This window comes from Legionella busanensis (assembly GCF_900461525.1).
Classification (GTDB): Bacteria; Pseudomonadota; Gammaproteobacteria; order Legionellales; family Legionellaceae; genus Legionella_C; species Legionella_C busanensis.
Map to the genome: position 1 here is coordinate 1,879,407 of NZ_UGOD01000001.1, position 17,993 is coordinate 1,897,399.

Below are 17,993 nucleotides of genomic sequence, written 5' to 3' on the forward strand. Positions count from 1 at the left end.
CTCACTATATTGTTAATTGGGCATCTAATTTAAGTTGGTTCGCTTCTTTAACAATCCAAGAAGCAACTAAAATAACCATGGCGGTAATTAAAGTAGATACATTAGCTGAGCCTAAAGTAATACTTGCTATACGCTGGCCAGGAGGATTAGTAAATGTAAGTGCGGCGGTAATGAGAGGCTGATAGATTAATTGTATGACCTGCCCTACTATCATATATACACTAATACTTTTGATTAATTTTATATTAATTTGCTCAAATAACTTTCCTTCTGCATATAAGCGAAAAAGCTTAGCTAATTTATAACAAATCATAATTGTTATTGATAAAGGTAGAAATTGAATCGTTAGGATAATTAAACGATGCAGTAGAGAAAATTGCATTGCCTTATCAATATGTACTGCAGGCATCATGAGAACAAAAGTACTCATATCTAATAGTTTGGGTAATTTAAATAAAATTAAATAAATTGTAATTAAGGGGATAAACCAGCAAAAAAATTTAAAACATACAGAAAGTATTCGACTAGCTAATTGTATTTTACTCATAAAACCATCCAGTTAATTAATTTTTCTGTATTATAATAATAAAATATCGAATTACAATAATTTTTTATTAAATATTTTTTATTTTAATCTTTTTTATACTGATTATTTACGAAAAATGAGTGCTTTAAATATAATGTTAAAATCAAAATAATACCTCTTGATTACGATCTAAATGTAAAAATTTTATTTTATTAAAAAAAATTTTATTTAAAGCTATGAAAAAATTCATATTTATTACTATTATTAAAGGAAACCTAATTCTGTAATTCGTTATTTATATTTTCATCAAAACAAGGGAATGAATTAATGAAAATTGTATCAACTCGAGTATTAATTGGGCCTAACTATTGGTCGAATTTCAGACAAAAACTAATAGAGGTGCGTCTCGATCTAGAAAATTACGAATATTCCCCAAGTAATACGTTAGAAGGTTTTAATGAGCGATTAAAAAAGTTAATGCCGACTTTATATAATCATTATTGCTCTCCAGGAGTCGCCGGTGGCTTTTTTATGAGATTAGATGAAGGCACCTGGCTTGGGCATATCATGGAACATATTGCTCTAGAACTGCAAAACCTTGCCGGCATGGATTGTGCTTTTGGTCGAACCTATGGGACAGATACTGAAGGCGTTTATGACGTCATATTTACCTATGAAGCTGAAGGAGCGGGCTTATATGCAGCGACGGCAGCATTTAATATTATTGATTGCCTTGCTAAAGGCGAAGATTATTTAAATCTACAGCAAGACATTGCTCAATTAAAAACTATAGCCATGCATGAAAAAATAGGTCCGAGTACAGAGACTATTCTTAAAGAGGCTAAGAAAAAGAATATTCCCATTACCCGCTTTAAAGATACCTCATTAATTACCTTAGGCTATGGAAAGCATCAAAAACGTGTTTGGGCTACTATTTCTTCACAGACTAGCTCTATCGCTGTTGATATTGCTACCCATAAGGACATGACTAAACAGCTACTCTTAGCAAGTTCAATTCCTGTTCCAGAAGGTGTCACTATCCATTCGTTAGCTGAACTAGACGACGCCATTGATTATCTAGAATTTCCAATCGTGATAAAACCATTGAATGGTAATCATGGTCGTGGTGTTATCACAAATATTCAAACAAAAGAAAAGGCCATTTTAGCCTTTAATTTAGCTCAAAAAGTTTCATCAGAAGTCATTATTGAACAATTTATTGAAGGCTATGATTATCGTTTTTTAGTTATTAATTACAAACTTGTTGCTGTAGCGAAAAGAACACCGGCAAAAGTTATCGGTGATGGTATAAAAACTATTCAACAACTTATCGATGAGGTTAATGACGATCCTAAACGTGGATTAGCACATGAAAATTGCTTAACAACTATTAAAATTGATGAAGAAACACACTCAATTTTAGCTGAAAATAATTTAACCCTTCATAGTATTTTAAAACCAGGCGAAGTTTTTTATTTAAAATGTACAGCTAATTTAAGCTCAGGTGGTACAGCCTCCAATGTTACCCATCAAGTTCACCCTGATAATATTGCATTAGCTGAGCGAGTAGCTCGTTTAATTCAACTGGATGTATGCGGTATTGACATTGTTTGCAAGAACGTTCGCGTTCCCATTAATAAACAGCGAGGCGCAGTCATTGAAGTCAATGCTAGCCCTGGTTTTCGTATGCATGTTGCGCCCAATGAAGGTGATCCTATTAATGTAGGCGCGCCTTTTATTGATATGTTATTTCCAACAGGTAAACCCTCTCGGATACCTATTGTTGCAGTAACAGGTACCAATGGCAAAACAACCGTTGTTCGCTTAATTGCCCTTTTTGCAAAGCAAGCAAACCACTATGTTGGCTATACAACAACTGAAGGTATTTATTTAGATAATAAGTTAGTGTATCGAGGTGACTGCAGTGGTCCTTTGAGCGCTCGTACGATTCTTTTAGAACCTCAAGTGGATTTTGCTGTCTTAGAATGCGCGCGTGGCGGAATTATTCGTTCAGGATTAGGATTTGATCAATGCGATATTAGTATTATCACTAATATTACAGCTGATCATTTAGGTATTGATGGCATTGATACCTTAGAAAAATTAGTTGATGTTAAATCAGTTGTTGCTCGTAGCACGCATAAAAACGGTTATGCCATATTAAATGCTGAAAATGATTTAGTTTATGAATTAAGAACTGAATTAAACTGTAATATTGCCTTATTTGCTTTTGCCGAAAATCAACGAATTAAACAGCATTGTCAAGCTGGTGGCTTAGCAGCTTTCATAGAAGATGAAATGATTGTTGTACAGAGAGGCAAAGAAAAACTTGGCATTGCTAAGATAAAAGATATCCCGCTGACTTTTAATGGCACGGCAACATTTATGGCCTGCAATATTCTACCTGCTGTACTGGTGGGGATTATTCGCGGCTTTTCAATTAAAATGATGGCGCAAAACCTATATAGCTTTCAACCAACCGTTGAAAACACACCAGGCCGTATGAATTTATTTAATCTTGACCACTGTCAAGTCATGATTGATTACGCACACAACGAAGATGCCTATATTCAACTTAAGAAATTTCTAGACAACAAAGATTATACTAAGAAAGTAGGTATTATTGCTGCAAGTGGTGATCGTCGTGATGAAGATATCGAAAGGCTAGGCTACTATGCTGCGCAAATGTTTGATGAAATTATCATTCGTCACAATAAAAATGGTCGTGGCAGAACGAATGAAGAGCTAACAAATTTAATTACTAAAGGCATTAAATCAGTTAATCCAAAAGCAAATATAAAAGTCATTTCTAAAGAATTTGAGGCATTAAACTATGCCATGAATCATGCAGAACAAAATAGTTTAATCTATTGCTCCGTAGATGATGTATTTGATTCTGTTGAATTTATGCTGGGCCAAGAACATGTCCAACCAGCAATGCAACTTAATGAGAACATTTTTCTATGATACGACCCAAAGGAAAACTACTGATTATTGGAGGCGCTGAAGATAGAGCAAATAAGCCACCTGATATTTATGAACATCGGGAAGAAATGTCACGTTATGAAATTTTAAGTGAACTTTTATCAGATTGTAGGACTAAGCATGTTGAAGTAGTCACTACAGGCTCAGAAGTTCAAGAAGAAGTTAAAAACTCTTATAAACGTGTTTTTCAAGAAATGGGATATAATAAGGTTGGATTTTTACCCATAACGGAAAGACATGAAGCTCGCAAAAAAGAATATTTAGATCGCGTACATAAGGCCCGGGCTATTTTCTTTACAGGTGGCGACCAGTTTCGAATTTCTACTATTTTAGGCGGTACACCAATTGTTGAAATTATTAAACAACGCTACTTAGAAGATGATGATTTTATTGTGGCAGGAACTAGCGCCGGAGCGATGGTCATGTCTTCTGTAATGATCACGTCAGGTGGTTTGACTGAAGCACTTTTGTATAGAAATTTAGCCACATCTTCTGGTTTAGGGTTTTTGCCTACTTGTATTATTGATACTCACTTTATAAAACGTGGACGCTTTGGCCGTCTTGCTCATGCAATTATCATGAATCCTGAACAATTAGGCATTGGCCTAGGCGAAGATACTGCTTTAATTATTAAAAATGGCACTGATGCTGAATGCCGTGGTTCAGGTATGGTGGTTATTATTGATGGTCGATATATTAACCAAACTAATATTACTAAAGTGAAAGAAGGGCAAGCCGTTTACGTAGAAGACTTAAAAGTTCATCTTTTAGTAAAAGGATGTCATTTTTCTTTAACTAAGCGTCGACTAGCAAACCCCGCAACTTCAACTAATTTCGATTAATGATATATGGATAGACTATGAAAATAGCAATTGCAGTGCATGGCGGTGCCAGTAAAAACTCATATTTTCTTAAAGAAAATAAAGAGGCAACAAAAGAGGGTTTAGCGAAAGCTTGTCAAAAAGGATATAAAGTTTTGCAAGAAGGTGGCAGCGCACTTGATGCAGTTGAAGAAGCTGTAAAAGTACTTGAAGATAGCCCTTACTTTAATGCAGGTCGTGGCTCTGCTTTAAATTGTTGTGGTGAAATTGAAATGGATGCCTCTATTATGGATGGTAAAGAACTTGATGCAGGCGCTGTTTCCATGATACGGGAAGTCAAAAATCCTATTTCTCTTGCTCGCTCAATTATGACTAAAACCAAACATGTTTTTTTATCAGGTTATGGTGCGCTTGAATTTGCGAAAAAGGAAAACTTTTCTTTAAAACCGCAATCATATTTCATTACCACGCATCAATATGAAGAATATGAAAAACTTAATTCTCAAGAAAGCTATAAAGATTTATTAAACAAGAAAGAAACAGGTACTGTTGGCGCCGTTGCCTTAGATTCGCATGGCAATCTTGCTGCTGGGACATCAACAGGCGGCACAAGTAATAGCCTACCTGGTCGTATTGGTGATAGTTGCGTGATTGGCGCTGGTTGCTATGCAAATAACAAGACTTGCGCCGTCTCAGGAACTGGCGAAGGTGAATATTTAATAACGGGAGTTATTGCTCATACTATTTCAATGCTAACCGAATTAAATATTCCTTTACAGGAAATATGTGAACAAGTACTTAATGAGCGCAATAAAAATCAAGGTGAGATTGGCGTTATCTCTGTAAATCCTCAAGGGGATATTGGAATATCATTTAATACAGAAATAATGAAACGAGCCTGGATCGGCCTAGATGGCAAGCTACATGTGAAAATTAATAAATAACGTGAATTCGACATGAAAGAAACTAAATTTCTTTTATGGCGCTAATAAATGTTAACTTGTGAATGTGAAACATTTTTATTAGATCCAGAAATCTTATAATAATGCCAATAAAAATCTACTTAGCGCTTTTAATTAAAATTTTTCTTAATTTTTTAAAGAGTGATATTGTTTGCTTCTGATTATTTTTACTATAACTTTCAGTCTGTTGTAATCTTATCTGATCGTAACTTAATAAAAATGATAAAATTTCTTTATTAAGATGAGGTAATTTTTTTTGGAGAACTTTACATTGTTTTTGCAAAGTCATTGCAGGGCTTGTTGGAATATTAAAACGTTTAAATTCTCTCTGTAATTTTTGGTAAGCTTTGGCTAAAGGGTCTCTTCTCTTATACTGGTTCAGTGCGTAAATTAATCCTGTAAGAAAAGTAAAACATAAGAAAACAGCAACAGCGGCTCTTAATAAATCAGTTGTATTCCAATGTTCCAAGCCTAATTTTTTTAATAAGTCTAATTGCGTATCTTGATTATAAAAAAGCAGCCATCGGTCAGCAAAAAAACCAAGTGTTTCCATAAATAATTGTGAACGTTGTAACCAACTTAAACTAGCAAAGTAATTACTTTTTTGTTGAGCTAAATTAGAAGATTGTAAATCATGAATGACCTTATCAATTCGTTCTGGGGCTATAAAACTTGTGGGGTCCACTCGCTGCCAACCTACATTTTCATGCCAATATTCAATCCAAGCATGAGCATTATTTTGCTGCATATCTAAATAGCGTCCGACACTATTCCATAGTCCCCCTTGATAACCTACAACTACCCGACTAGGTATACCAATAGCTCGTAAAATAATAGCGACAGCACTTGCGTAATGTTCACAATAACCTTGCCTTGATTCAAACCAGAATTCATCCATTTGATCTTTAGAAATTAATTCACTCGGTGTTAACGTGTAGTAAAAAGGCTGCTGTTTAATATATTCTGCAAGACTTTTAATAATTTGTTCAGGATTATTTTTTAAGTTTAAAAAATTCTCTCTTGCCCAAGAAACCAGTTGGTTGTTGACATTAGCTGGTAACTGTGTGTTCTGTTGTAACTCACTTGTGCTTAAAGGGTGATAAAGTTCTTTTCCTAATTGGATCCCATAAATTAAACGCCGCTGAATTTTTTCTTGGCTGGTTAAAACTAAGCCACGATTAGCTATAAACAGTAATTTAGGGTAAGCCGCTATGGGAAACCCTAAATAAAATAACCACTTTTTTTGGTGAGGATCTAACATCACTTCATAAGCCACATTTTGACGTTCATTCAATTCTTTAAGGGGTCTTAAGTCGCTTTGCCTTGTACCTACCGAGCTCCAGCTAACACCGTTATAATAATTAAGTATCAATCCCTGCCAGTAACCATTTAAAATTGGTTTATCTCTAAAGGTGACTCGAAATGCCGTTCGATCATCGGTAAATAACTGGGTAATTGAACCTGGACTTAAATTTTCGCTAAAACCTATTTGATTTAGAGAGTGCGTAGGTACTTGCCAAAGTGGTTTTGCAATTCGAGGAAAAATATAAAAAAGTACTAAACTAAAAGGTATTGCTATCAATACATATCTAAAGCTTCTAGAGCTTAAACTCTTTAGCGAAATTTGCTGAGCATTAAGCTTTAACATTAGCAATACATTTACTAAGATGGCGATAAATAAATAAACAACCATCCAAAGATTTTGATCAACTATTAAGGAGGTAAGGATAAGATAAAAATTACAAATAATTAAAAATTTGATGTCACGAAGACTATGGATTTCAAGACATTTTAGACCAATAAACGTTGCTAGAAATCCTATAAAAAATCCGCTATTAAACATATTGCCATAATACATTTTTAATAAAATGACCGTCCCTATTATAAAAATTAATTTAATCCACCCAGGTAGCGGCGAAAAACTAAAGTAAGTAGCAATAAGCTTATAACTTATCGCGCCAATGAGTAAGAGCGTTACCCAATAGGGAGATTGAAAAAAATGAGGAAAATAACATATTAATGTTATAATTAGCATGTAACGGGTTAATAATAATAGGTGAGAATGCTTGCTCATTGTCTTCATGAGTAAGTAGCCAATTGGCGTAAGCATTGCTGAAGATGTGCTTTGCCATGAGAAAACTTAGTACTTTGTGCCCCTAATTTAAGACTATATAAATCATCTTTAGCATCAGCAGCTTGTACCCAGTAACTTAAAAAGCGAAGTTTTCCTTCTAGATCAATTGCAGGTAAATCTTGTAATTGAAAAAGCCAATAATCACCTTTTGTGCTATTCATTGTTTTGATGTACCAACCTTGGCCTTTAGCAACAGTTTTCCAAGCAATTAAATTAGGTTGAGCCCAAGGATTTTCGACTTGCTTTAACTCGTATATTTCATTATCGCCAGCTAAAGCCACTTCATTTTTTTCTGGTAGACTAACTGGCATTGGCCAAAAACCTGGAAAAACAGGCTTTGGGTATACGTAAAATTGCCTATTGAAATAAGCGTAACTCCAAACTTTAAATAATCCTAAAGGGTAAAGGCTAGTAATTTTTATAGCTGGTAATTTAAAACATCCTCTTTCCCCTGTTTTTATGGACAAAATAAATTTAAATTCTTCTAAGAGTACTTCTTCTATGGCAATTGGCTCTTGTTGTAAACAATGAAATGTTAAGTCATAACGTATTTTTTTATTAGGTTGAATTAAAAGATGGACGCGCGCTAAACTTTCTTCTTCTGTATCATCAACCGATAGTAATTTAAGCCCCAAATCTTTTAAGTTAGCATGGGCCTCCCAAGCACTTCCCATCCCGATTAAAGATAATAAAAATACCATTAAAAAAATTAAACTGATTTGATAGTTAATTGCCGCAGTAAATAAAGTGATTAATACAAAAGCGTAGGCCCAACCAAAAGCAGATGGAACGATATAGATATTTTTAGAACCAAATACCTGTGGATTGCCCTTTTGATTACGGGCTTTAAACCATTTTTCTAGTTGATTAGATAGCTTCTTGTTCATAGGTAATTATACAGGAACTTGCACACTATCAGCTAAAAGCTCTGCAGCTGATATATTATTAGGCGCTTTCTTAAGTAATAATCGATGGTTAACAACTGCTGGTAAAATAGCTTGTATATCGTCAGGCCGGATAAAAGTACGCCCTTCAATAAGGGCATAAGCCTGAGCTGCTCGAATGATACCTTTTCCAGCTCTAGGGCTTAATCCATGATTAAACCAATCTTGATTACGGCTCGCTGTCAGCAATAATTGTACATAGTCTAATACTAAATCAGATATAACAATTTTCTCACATTGTTTTTGTAGTGCCATTAATTGAGCAGGTTCAATAACTGGTTCTAAAGCTGTAAACTTTTTGTTATCTGCTGGCGACTTTAGAATTTCTCGTTCAGCATCTGGAGGCGGATAGCCAATAGCTAAACGCATTAAAAAGCGATCTAGTTGCGATTCTGGTAATAGATAAGTACCAATGTGATAAGAGGGATTTTGGGTGGCAATGACAAAAAAAGGTTCCGGTAAGAGTTCAGTTCCAGCATCTGTGGTTATTTGCTTTTCTTCCATCGCTTCAAGTAAAGCACTTTGTGTTTTAGGCGGTGCACGATTAATCTCATCAGCTAGGATTAATTGAGCAAAAATAGGACCTTTGTGAAAATTAAATGTCCTTAGTTGAGGATCAAAAATTGACACGCCTAAAAGATCGCTGGGTAATAAATCGCTAGTAAATTGAATCCTTCTATATTGCATACCAGTTAACTGCGCCAGCCCATGACTAAGCGTTGTTTTTCCCATACCTGGGCTATCTTCAAGAAGCAAGTTTCCATTTGCTATTAAACAGGTAATACCTAGTTTAATAACTTCCTCTTTACCTAAGAGAACATTGCTTAGCGCATCCTGCAAGTATTTAATCATATAAAATAAGCAATTTTTGGTAGCTATTCATTAGTATAGAACGATAAATTGGTTGTTGCTTATTATGAGCACTTTATTATCGATTTATTGGGTAGTTTTTCTTTAAAAGGGTGCTATGCTAAGACTTAAACGCTTTCTAATTTTAACTATAGACCTCGCCTAACTTGTATATTTTATGTAAGTGCAAGGCGCAAGTGTTTTGAGGAGCGGAGTTTACAGTAAATGAGCACCGGAGAAACACTTGTAACGCAGCAATCGTATAAAAGAGGCAGGTTAGCAAGAGGTCTTATATAAAACAATATTTAATTAAGGACAATCATGATTGAGCTATATTATTGGCCAACCCCAAATGGACACAAAATAACGATATTTTTAGAAGAATGTAATTTACCTTATCAAATTATTCCAATTGATATTACCAAAGGTGATCAATTTAAAGAGGAATTTTTAAAAATTTCACCGAATAATAGAATGCCTGCCATTATAGATCAGGACCCTAATCTAAATAAACCCCTGGCTATCTTTGAATCAGGTGCCATATTAATGTATCTAGCTGAAAAAACTGGAAAATTTTTGCCTACAGAGATGGCGCCTCGTTATGAATGTTTACAATGGTTGTTTTGGCAGGTTGGTGGTCTTGGTCCCATGGCTGGCCAAAATCATCATTTTTCCCTTTATGCTTCTGAAAAAATAACTTATGCAATTGAGCGATATGTACGAGAAACATCTAGATTATATGGGGTTCTTAACAAACAACTAGCAGATCGAGACTTTATTGCTAACGAATACTCCATTGCAGACATGGCTTGCTATCCTTGGATAGTACCTTATGAAAATCAGCAACAAGATTTAAACAATTTTCCTCATTTAAAGCGCTGGTTTCTTAAAATGCAAGAACGTCCGGGCGTTAAGCGCGCTTATGAGAAAGGAAATGAAATAAAAACAAGTCCGGTCATGAGTGAAGAGGCTAAACGTATCCTTTTTCAACGAGGGAACGATAGACAATCCGTGTAAACCTCATTATAGCATTTTTTACTAAGTTTTAGACAAGAGACAAGCTCATTTAGCAATGGAATGCACTAAAAGAATTAAACCAGCTTGTAAGGCAATAGGAGCTTAGGGAAAGATACTCGACTTTAAATGGTTGATATTTCTTTTACTGAAAGTAGTCCCTTAATTAAGTAATGTCATATTAACCTTATTATGATCTAATTTCATACATAAATTTGCTCTTTAAGTAGCAAATTCGCTGCTTTAATTATCAATTACATTTTACTTTAAAGTGAATTAATAAAAAGTCTATTGTATCTAGTTAATTTTAGTTATGATGTAGCAACGCTTCTTTAATGGTCGGTTAATGCGAAGATTTGGTTTAATCCTTTTAATAGGGTTTTGCTTTTCTGCTGTACAAGCTGCTGATTTTAAAATCAATAAGGTTATAGTAGATAACAAAACAGTTTATATGGTTGATGCCGGTGCTTTCCCTTATGAAAGTAATGCCGAGCAGCTTAAAGCTAAGCTGTCTACGACTTTTAAACAGCCGGTTGCTGTTAATTTTGACAAGACCAAAAAGCTCTATGTAGTAACGGTTGGCCCCATCGCAGATTTACAATTAGCAAAAACTATTCAACAAGACATAAGTGGAAGTAATACCCCTTTAACGCCTACCACCACAGCTACAACCAGTGTTCCCCTTCCTTCCTCTATACCGCCCATAAATACAGTAGTAGAAAAGAAATTATGGAATTTAAGAAATGCTGATATCCGCGCTGTTATAGCTGAAGTATCCAGAGTAACAGGCAAGAATTTTATTGTTGACCCACGCGTACAAGGTAAAATTTCAATAGTATCCGCTACACCAATTTCTGATAAAGAATTATATCAAGTTTTTTTATCTGTTTTACAAGTATCAGGTTATGCTGCTATTCCTAGTGGTCAAGTTATTAAAATTGTACCTAATATTGATGCCAAAACGGTAACAACTGATTTATTAGATGACTTACGTCATCCACCACGTGGGGATGATATGATGGTTGAAGTTGTTCCCGTACGCTTTGTACCTGCCGAACAACTCATTCCTGTATTAAGGCCGCTCATGCCTCAATGGAGTAATGTATCAGCTTACGGCCCCTCTAACATGTTAATTTTATCAGGGCGTGCAAGTAATATTCATCAGCTGGCTAATATTATCAGGCAAGTTGATACCTCAACCGCAAACGGCATAGACATGGTACCTTTAAAATATGCTCTTGCTATGGATATTGCAGGTACACTTAAAGACTTGATTAAAACCCAACCGGGCATGGCTGGCCATGCACAGGTTATGCTTGCAGCCGATGATCGTAGTAATTCTATTTTAATTAGTGGCAGCCGAACTGATCGATTGCGGTTACGCTTACTTATTTCTCGATTAGACAAACAAAATCCAAACGGTACAAATAGTAATACTCAAGTTGTTTATTTAAGCTATTTAAGAGCAGAAGATTTAGTTCCTATTTTAGCAGGTATCGCCCAAGCCAACTTTAGTGGTAATGTAGGCACAACCATTGGCACTATTACTAGACCAGAACTAGATAGTACTAATCCAGCTTCTAATCTTGTTAATAATAATTCTAATACCCAAACAACGACTACAACTACGCAAACTCCCGCCCCTTTTGCAGCCAACCCTTCTGCAACACCTAATACCAGCGGCGCTACTACTCAAAATGAAGGTACCACCAAGCCTACAGTACAAATTATTGCTGAACCTAATACCAATTCTATTATTATTAACGCCCCGGTTAGTTTAATTCGCATTCTAAAAAGCGTTATTGGTCAACTAGACATTAGACCAGCTCAATTATTAATAGAAGCATTAGTTGCAGAAGTTGATGCAGCAGATATCAATAGTTTAGGAATTGAGTGGGGAAGCGTTGGTGTTGGTTCTAGAGGAGATAATCTATTTGATTCTCCTGTGACCCCCTTTAGACCAGGATTTGCTATTATAAATTCGCAAATTAGTATTGATAATTTCCAAGCGCAGTTATATGGCTTAGTACAAAGACGAAAAGCTAATGTTTTATCGACACCCTCAGTCGTGGTACTCGATAATCGACAAGCTAAAATTTTAGTCGGTAAACAAATTTCTGTAGCAAGTACATCTTATCCGAATAATGGAGGCGGCACTACAGTAGCGAGCCCATATACTACATTTGATCGGGTAAATGTCGCTTTGCATTTATATGTAAGACCACAGATTACACGCGGTAATGGCATACATTTACAGATTGACCAAGGTAATGACACTATTGATCCGTCAACGGCTTTAGACTTAAGCAACCCTATTTTCAAAATAAGTAGTATTGTCACCTCTGTACATGTTGAAAGTGGTAATGTGGTTGTTTTAGGCGGCTTAACACAAGATAGCTTAGGAACGGATAATAATGGTATTCCGATTATTGGTGATATTCCAGGCTTGGGCAGATTTTTTCAACATAATGTGCGTTCACGTGAGAAACGTGTTTTAATGGTCTTTATTCGCCCTATTATTTTAAGAACACCACGTGACGCTGTTCATGTAACAGGCTCAAAATATAATGATTTAAGACAAGATGAGCTTGCTTTTTTACGCTCACAAGATTATGACCCGAACTACAGTAAAATGATTTTACCACCGCTTAAAGAAGCCGACTTACCCAAGCCATTTAGTCGCTCTGTGCAGCAAAAAGTAATTATGACCAAATGATAGAACCGGAAACACAAGTAGAGTTAACAAAAAAACAATTGCCCTATGCCTTTGCTAAAGCTAACGGTGTTATAGCAACGGTAGATGACAATGATCAATGCATTTTATTCCACTTGCCTAATCCATCCTTATCGATATTAGCTGAAGTTAAACGGTTTTTACAATGTGATCTAAGATTAAAAGAGGTTACAGAAAGTGAGTTTCAGCAGCATTTAACTAATTATTATCAATCTAAATCATCAATTTTAGATGCGGCAGAAGGCATGGAAGGCGATATTGATTTATCATTACTTGCAGGTCAATTACCTACTAGTGAAGACCTATTAGATAATCAAGATGATGCCCCTATCATTCGCTTACTAAATGCTTTATTTACTCAAGCTATCAAGCAAAAAGCATCTGATATCCATATTGAAACATATGAGAATCGCGTCATAGTACGTAACCGAATTGATGGTGTTTTGCATGAAGTTTTAGAAATTCAGCGAGCTATTGCGCCTTTAGTTATTTCTCGTGTTAAAGTAATGGCAAAATTAGATATCGCTGAAAAACGTATTCCACAAGATGGTCGAATTGCCTTGCGGATTGGGGGACATAATGTTGATGTACGAGTATCGACATTACCATCAAATCATGGTGAAAGGATTGTACTCCGTATTCTAGATAAGCAAGCTGCCCAATTAGACTTAGGCTTGTTAGGTATGGCGCCTGAGCCTTTGCGAATTATTCGCAACTTAATTTCGCAACCTCATGGTATTATTTTAGTAACAGGCCCCACAGGCTCTGGTAAAACGACTTCACTCTATGCCATGCTTACCGAATTAAATGAAGTAAGTCGTAATATCCTTACTATTGAAGATCCCATTGAATATGATTTACCTGGAATTGGGCAAACACAAGTAAATACAAAAGTTCAAATGACCTTTGCAAAAGGCTTAAGAGCCATTCTCCGTCAAGATCCTGACGTGGTCATGATTGGCGAAATTCGCGATTTAGAAACGGCTGAAATTGCTGTACAAGCAAGTTTAACAGGCCATTTAGTTTTATCTACTTTACATACTAATAGTGCGCTTGGGGCTTTGACCCGCTTAATAGATATGGGAGTAGAATCCTTTCTCCTTTCGTCAAGTATTATAGGATTAATGGCGCAAAGGCTGGTTAGAAAGCTCTGCTCAGCATGTAAAACGCCTCATAATTTACGTGATGATGAGAAAGAGTTAATGGGTATAACCAATGAAATAGATATTTCAAATGTATGCGAGCCTAAAGGCTGTGATATTTGTAATCAACTTGGTTACAGAGGCCGAACCGGCATTTATGAGTTAATTATTATTGATGAAAATTTACGTGGCATGATTCATAGAAATGATAGTTTGCAAACGATGGATAATTACTTACGTCCCCAAGTTCCAACAATTCGCCAAGATGGATTTAAACGGGTATTGGCTGGTGATACTTCTTTGGCAGAAATTTTACGCGTCACAAGTCAGCATTAATCAATTTTTGCTCAATTTGATATTTATTATAAATCTTAGTAGTATTAAAGATAATGCAAAAAACTTAATAAGCATTTAATTTAAAAAAAGGGGAAATGATGGATAAAGAAAAAAATCCCAACAAACCGCTTCCTGAAAATAATAAAGACAAGAAAGATATTGAACGTGAGGACGAAGAAGGTGAAGGTGGAAGGAAAGACGGACATGATAAAACATTAGAAGATACCTTTCCTGCTAGTGATCCACCAGCAACTTATTAGTTCTTTGTAAGCGTTTACTTTTAAATTTAATCTCCCCTCTAAGTATCACTGCGGGTTTGCAGCACCTAGGAGATTTGATTTCTAGATGCCGCGAACAAGTCGCGGCATCTAGGCCTTAAGTCGTAGCAGGTAGCTTTGGGTGCCGGCCTGCAAGGCCGGAACCCGGGTTTCACTGCGTTTCACCCAGGCTACTTATTGCTTATATCAAACAACTAGCTTCTTACGCCACGTAGTGCCAGTTGGCCCATCTTCTAATTCTATGTTGTGATTGAGTAAAGTTTCTCTTATCTCATCAGCTTGCTGCCAATTTTTGGCAATACGGGCTTCACGACGTTTTTCAATTAAACTTTCTATAAATTCTTTATCAATGTCAGCTGATTCGGCTTGCAAAAATTCAGCAGGGGAACTTTGTAATAAGCCCAATAGACCAGCTAATTTTTTTAAAGTATTAGCTAGTGCTGGCTTTTGAGTTTTATTAAATTCGTGGCTCAACTGAAATAAAATAGATAAAGCAATAGGCGTATTAAAGTCGTCGTTCATCGCCTTGTTAAATTCGTTTATCCATGCCTCATCCTCTTCATTCGTATTAGTAACATCTTTTATAGTCTGATAAAGCCTTGATAGCGCCTTCGCAGCATTATGAAGATTATCTTCTGAGTAATTAAGAGGGCTACGATAATGACTACTTAAGAGAAAATAACGAATAACTTCAGGATGATGATTTTTCAAAACGTCCTGGATAGTAAAAAAATTACCTGTTGATTTTGCCATCTTTTCATTGTTCACTTGCAGCATACCTACATGCAACCAATAATTGGAAAAAGGTTTATCACTAGCTGCTTCACTTTGAGCAATTTCATTTTCATGATGAGGAAATTGTAAATCTAGACCACCGCCATGGATATCAAACTGCTCGCCTAAAGCGTCCATAGCCATAGCTGAGCATTCGATGTGCCAACCTGGCCGCCCTTCTCCCCAAGGTGATGGCCAACTTGGTTCTTCGGGTTTAGCTCTTTTCCATAACACAAAATCAAGTGGTGAATGTTTTTCTTTAACCACTTTAATACGAGCGCCAGCGATAAGACCCTCTAAATCTTTATGAGATAACTTGCCATAATCTTTAAAATGCTCAACTTCAAAACAAATATCACCATTTGCACTTTGATAAGCATATCCCTTTGCAAGCAAACGTTCAATTAAATTAATAATTGAACTTATATACTCTGTAGCTCGTGGTTCAAAGTCTGGTGGTAAAATATTCAAAGCAGCTGTATCAGCATGCATAGCCCGAATATATTGTTGTGTCAGCTCTTGAATAGAAACACCACGCTCTCTAGCACGTAATATAATTTTATCGTCAATATCAGTAATATTACGTACAAATTTAACTGCATAGCCCTGACTTCTTAAAAACCTTACAATCACATCAAAACAAACCATTGATCGAGCATGCCCAAGATGACAATAATCATAAACAGTTATCCCGCAAGTATACAAACCAATTTTACCAGGTGTAATGGGATTAAAAACTTCTTTTTTACGGGTTAAGGAATTATATAAATAAAGCATGATCCTCTCTTTCTAAGCATTTAAATTGCCAGTTGTGACTAAAAAGTAATAAAACTAATAACTGTTAACTTATTTTTCCCCATGTGTCTTTTAAGTCGACTACGCGGTGAAATGCAGTGACTTTATTTTTATCAGATGTATTAACACAATAATAGCCTAAACGCTCAAATTGAAATACTTCTCCTAACGGTTGATTAACTAAGGAAGGTTCACATAGCGCTTCCTGCACTTTCATGGAATTAGGATTTAAAAATTGCAAAAAATCTTCTTCGCGAGCAGGATTTGAATCATTAAATAGTCGATCATATTGATAAACTGTTACTTTATGAGCATGCTTACATGAAACCCAATGTATAACACCTTTAACTTTTCGGCCTTCAGGATTTTTACCTAAGGTGTCAGGATCATAAGTGCAATGAATTTCCTTTATCTCATTATTATCATCATAAACTACGTGATTACAACGTATAACATAAGCATGTCTTAAACGTACTTCAGCCCCAGGTGATAAACGAAAATAACCTTTAGGTGGCTCTTCCATAAAATCACTGCGCTCTATAAAAATTTCACGGGTAAAGGGTAAGCAACGTGTTCCTGCGTCAGGATTATTTTGATGATAAGCTGCATACAGTTCTTGGGTTTCATCAGGGAAGTTATCAATGATAACTTTAACTGGATTAAGCACACATAATGCGCGCTTAGCCGTTTTATTTAATTCTTCTCGTACGCAAGCTTCTAAAATAGACATGTCAATCACAGAATCGCTACGGGAAAGACCTATCTCTTCACAAAATTGACGAATAGCAGCTGGCGGATATCCTCGTTGACGCATACCTCTTAATGTTGGCAAGCGAGGGTCATTCCAACCCTGCACAATTTTTTGTTCTACAAGCTGCCTTAATTTACGCTTACTTGTAACAGTGTGTGATAAGTTAAGTCGGGCAAACTCTGTTTGTATTGGCCTAGCAGGCACAGGTAGATTTTCGATAAACCAGTCATAAAGAGGTCGATGATCTTGAAACTCAAGCGTACACAATGAATGGGTTATTCTTTCTAATGCATCAGAAATAGGATGAGCATAATCATACATAGGATAAATACACCACTCATCTCCTGTGCGTTGATGCTGAGCATGTCGAATACGATATAAAACTGGATCACGCATATTAACGTTACCTGATTGCATATCAATGCGCGCACGTAAGACATGAGTACCATCAGGAAATTCGCCTGCTTTCATACGAGCAAATAAATCTAAATTTTCTTCAACCGTACGAGTGCGATAAGGACTTTCTTTTCCTGGTTCCTGTAATGTACCTCGGTAAGCGCGTATTTCTTCCATACTCAAACTATCTACATAGGCTTTGCCAGCTTTAATTAACAAAACAGCATAATCATAAAGTTGCTGATAATAATCTGAAGAATGAGTTATGTCTTTCCACTCAAAGCCAAGCCATTTAACATCATCAATAATCGCTTTGACATATTCATCTTCTTCTTTAATAGGATTAGTATCATCAAAACGAAGATAGCAAACGCCTTTAAATTCTTCTGCTATACCAAAGTTTAAGCAAATAGATTTAGCATGACCTACATGCAAATAGCCATTTGGTTCTGGTGGAAAACGAGTAACAACGGATTGATGTTTTCCCGTAGCTAAATCATCTGTTATCAGTTGTCGAATAAAATGTGTACGTTTTTCATTAATTTCTGTCAT

The 17,993-nt window shown here is 35.8% G+C and carries 13 protein-coding genes; 7 read left to right on the forward strand and 6 right to left on the reverse strand.

The annotated features are described in order from the left end of the window. Positions 1-4 precede the first annotated feature (4 nt). Positions 5-547: a DUF2975 domain-containing protein gene (locus DYH30_RS08385; protein ID WP_115331229.1), complete on the reverse strand. Its 543-nt coding sequence runs from the start codon at positions 545-547 to the stop codon at positions 5-7. A 306-nt stretch (positions 548-853) separates the two neighbouring features. Between DYH30_RS08385 and cphA the strand changes: the two genes are divergently transcribed. The 3 genes from cphA to DYH30_RS08400 are packed head-to-tail and all read left to right on the forward strand — an operon-like array spanning position 854 to position 5,276. After that, positions 854-3,493, forward strand: coding sequence for a cyanophycin synthetase (cphA, locus tag DYH30_RS08390; protein ID WP_115331230.1), 2,640 nt, complete (start codon positions 854-856; stop codon positions 3,491-3,493). Next, positions 3,490-4,353, forward strand: coding sequence for a cyanophycinase (locus DYH30_RS08395; RefSeq protein ID WP_242604679.1), 864 nt, complete (start codon positions 3,490-3,492; stop codon positions 4,351-4,353). The genes cphA and DYH30_RS08395 overlap by 4 nt, the downstream gene beginning before the upstream one ends. Positions 4,354-4,370: 17 nt before the next feature. After that, positions 4,371-5,276, forward strand: a complete 906-nt coding sequence (locus DYH30_RS08400; protein WP_115331231.1) for an isoaspartyl peptidase/L-asparaginase family protein — start codon at positions 4,371-4,373, stop codon at positions 5,274-5,276. Between the two features lie 115 nt (positions 5,277-5,391). Here DYH30_RS08400 and DYH30_RS08405 read toward each other — a convergent pair whose 3' ends face one another. The 3 genes from DYH30_RS08405 to DYH30_RS08415 are packed head-to-tail and all read right to left on the reverse strand — an operon-like array spanning position 5,392 to position 9,224. Continuing rightward, on the reverse strand, positions 5,392-7,368 hold the full coding sequence (locus DYH30_RS08405) for a transglutaminase TgpA family protein (protein WP_242604678.1): 1,977 nt from the start codon (positions 7,366-7,368) through the stop codon (positions 5,392-5,394). Between the two features lie 5 nt (positions 7,369-7,373). Next, on the reverse strand, positions 7,374-8,315 hold the full coding sequence (locus tag DYH30_RS08410; RefSeq protein ID WP_115331233.1) for a hypothetical protein: 942 nt from the start codon (positions 8,313-8,315) through the stop codon (positions 7,374-7,376). Positions 8,316-8,321: 6 nt separating this feature from the next. After that, positions 8,322-9,224 (reverse strand): AAA family ATPase, encoded by a 903-nt coding sequence (locus DYH30_RS08415; protein ID WP_115331234.1) that lies wholly within the window; start codon positions 9,222-9,224, stop codon positions 8,322-8,324. A gap of 318 nt (positions 9,225-9,542) precedes the next feature. Between DYH30_RS08415 and DYH30_RS08420 the strand changes: the two genes are divergently transcribed. From DYH30_RS08420 to DYH30_RS17950, 4 genes are all read left to right on the forward strand, one after another. Further along, positions 9,543-10,238: a glutathione S-transferase N-terminal domain-containing protein gene (locus DYH30_RS08420; RefSeq protein ID WP_115331235.1), complete on the forward strand. Its 696-nt coding sequence runs from the start codon at positions 9,543-9,545 to the stop codon at positions 10,236-10,238. Positions 10,239-10,581: 343 nt separating this feature from the next. Further along, positions 10,582-12,951 (forward strand): GspD family T2SS secretin variant LspD, encoded by a 2,370-nt coding sequence (lspD, locus tag DYH30_RS08425; protein ID WP_115331236.1) that lies wholly within the window; start codon positions 10,582-10,584, stop codon positions 12,949-12,951. After that, positions 12,948-14,447, forward strand: a complete 1,500-nt coding sequence (gene lspE, locus DYH30_RS08430) for a GspE family T2SS ATPase variant LspE (protein ID WP_115331237.1) — start codon at positions 12,948-12,950, stop codon at positions 14,445-14,447. The genes lspD and lspE overlap by 4 nt, the downstream gene beginning before the upstream one ends. 98 nt (positions 14,448-14,545) lie before the next feature. After that, positions 14,546-14,707 carry a hypothetical protein gene (locus tag DYH30_RS17950; RefSeq protein WP_160116181.1) on the forward strand — a complete coding sequence of 54 codons (162 nt, stop codon included), beginning with the start codon at positions 14,546-14,548 and terminating at the stop codon, positions 14,705-14,707. A 204-nt stretch (positions 14,708-14,911) separates the two neighbouring features. Here DYH30_RS17950 and cysS read toward each other — a convergent pair whose 3' ends face one another. After that, positions 14,912-16,276: a cysteine--tRNA ligase gene (cysS, locus tag DYH30_RS08435; RefSeq protein ID WP_115331238.1), complete on the reverse strand. Its 1,365-nt coding sequence runs from the start codon at positions 16,274-16,276 to the stop codon at positions 14,912-14,914. 64 nt (positions 16,277-16,340) lie between these two features. Continuing rightward, the gene (locus tag DYH30_RS08440; protein WP_115331239.1) at positions 16,341-17,993 is read right to left on the reverse strand and encodes a glutamine--tRNA ligase/YqeY domain fusion protein; all 1,653 of its coding nucleotides are present in this window, start codon (positions 17,991-17,993) and stop codon (positions 16,341-16,343) included.

What these genes read in the sequence shown, in the direction of transcription:
- DYH30_RS08385 (WP_115331229.1), bottom strand. Translation starts at nt 547, where the DNA reads ATGAGTAAAATACAATTAGCTAGTCGAATACTTTCTGTATGTTTTAAA.
- cphA (WP_115331230.1), top strand. Translation starts at nt 854, where the DNA reads ATGAAAATTGTATCAACTCGAGTATTAATTGGGCCTAACTATTGGTCG.
- DYH30_RS08395 (WP_242604679.1), top strand. Translation starts at nt 3,490, where the DNA reads ATGATACGACCCAAAGGAAAACTACTGATTATTGGAGGCGCTGAAGAT.
- DYH30_RS08400 (WP_115331231.1), top strand. Translation starts at nt 4,371, where the DNA reads ATGAAAATAGCAATTGCAGTGCATGGCGGTGCCAGTAAAAACTCATAT.
- DYH30_RS08405 (WP_242604678.1), bottom strand. Translation starts at nt 7,368, where the DNA reads ATGAGCAAGCATTCTCACCTATTATTATTAACCCGTTACATGCTAATT.
- DYH30_RS08410 (WP_115331233.1), bottom strand. Translation starts at nt 8,315, where the DNA reads ATGAACAAGAAGCTATCTAATCAACTAGAAAAATGGTTTAAAGCCCGT.
- DYH30_RS08415 (WP_115331234.1), bottom strand. Translation starts at nt 9,224, where the DNA reads ATGATTAAATACTTGCAGGATGCGCTAAGCAATGTTCTCTTAGGTAAA.
- DYH30_RS08420 (WP_115331235.1), top strand. Translation starts at nt 9,543, where the DNA reads ATGATTGAGCTATATTATTGGCCAACCCCAAATGGACACAAAATAACG.
- lspD (WP_115331236.1), top strand. Translation starts at nt 10,582, where the DNA reads ATGCGAAGATTTGGTTTAATCCTTTTAATAGGGTTTTGCTTTTCTGCT.
- lspE (WP_115331237.1), top strand. Translation starts at nt 12,948, where the DNA reads ATGATAGAACCGGAAACACAAGTAGAGTTAACAAAAAAACAATTGCCC.
- DYH30_RS17950 (WP_160116181.1), top strand. Translation starts at nt 14,546, where the DNA reads ATGGATAAAGAAAAAAATCCCAACAAACCGCTTCCTGAAAATAATAAA.
- cysS (WP_115331238.1), bottom strand. Translation starts at nt 16,276, where the DNA reads ATGCTTTATTTATATAATTCCTTAACCCGTAAAAAAGAAGTTTTTAAT.
- DYH30_RS08440 (WP_115331239.1), bottom strand. Translation starts at nt 17,993, where the DNA reads ATGACAGAAATTAATGAAAAACGTACACATTTTATTCGACAACTGATA.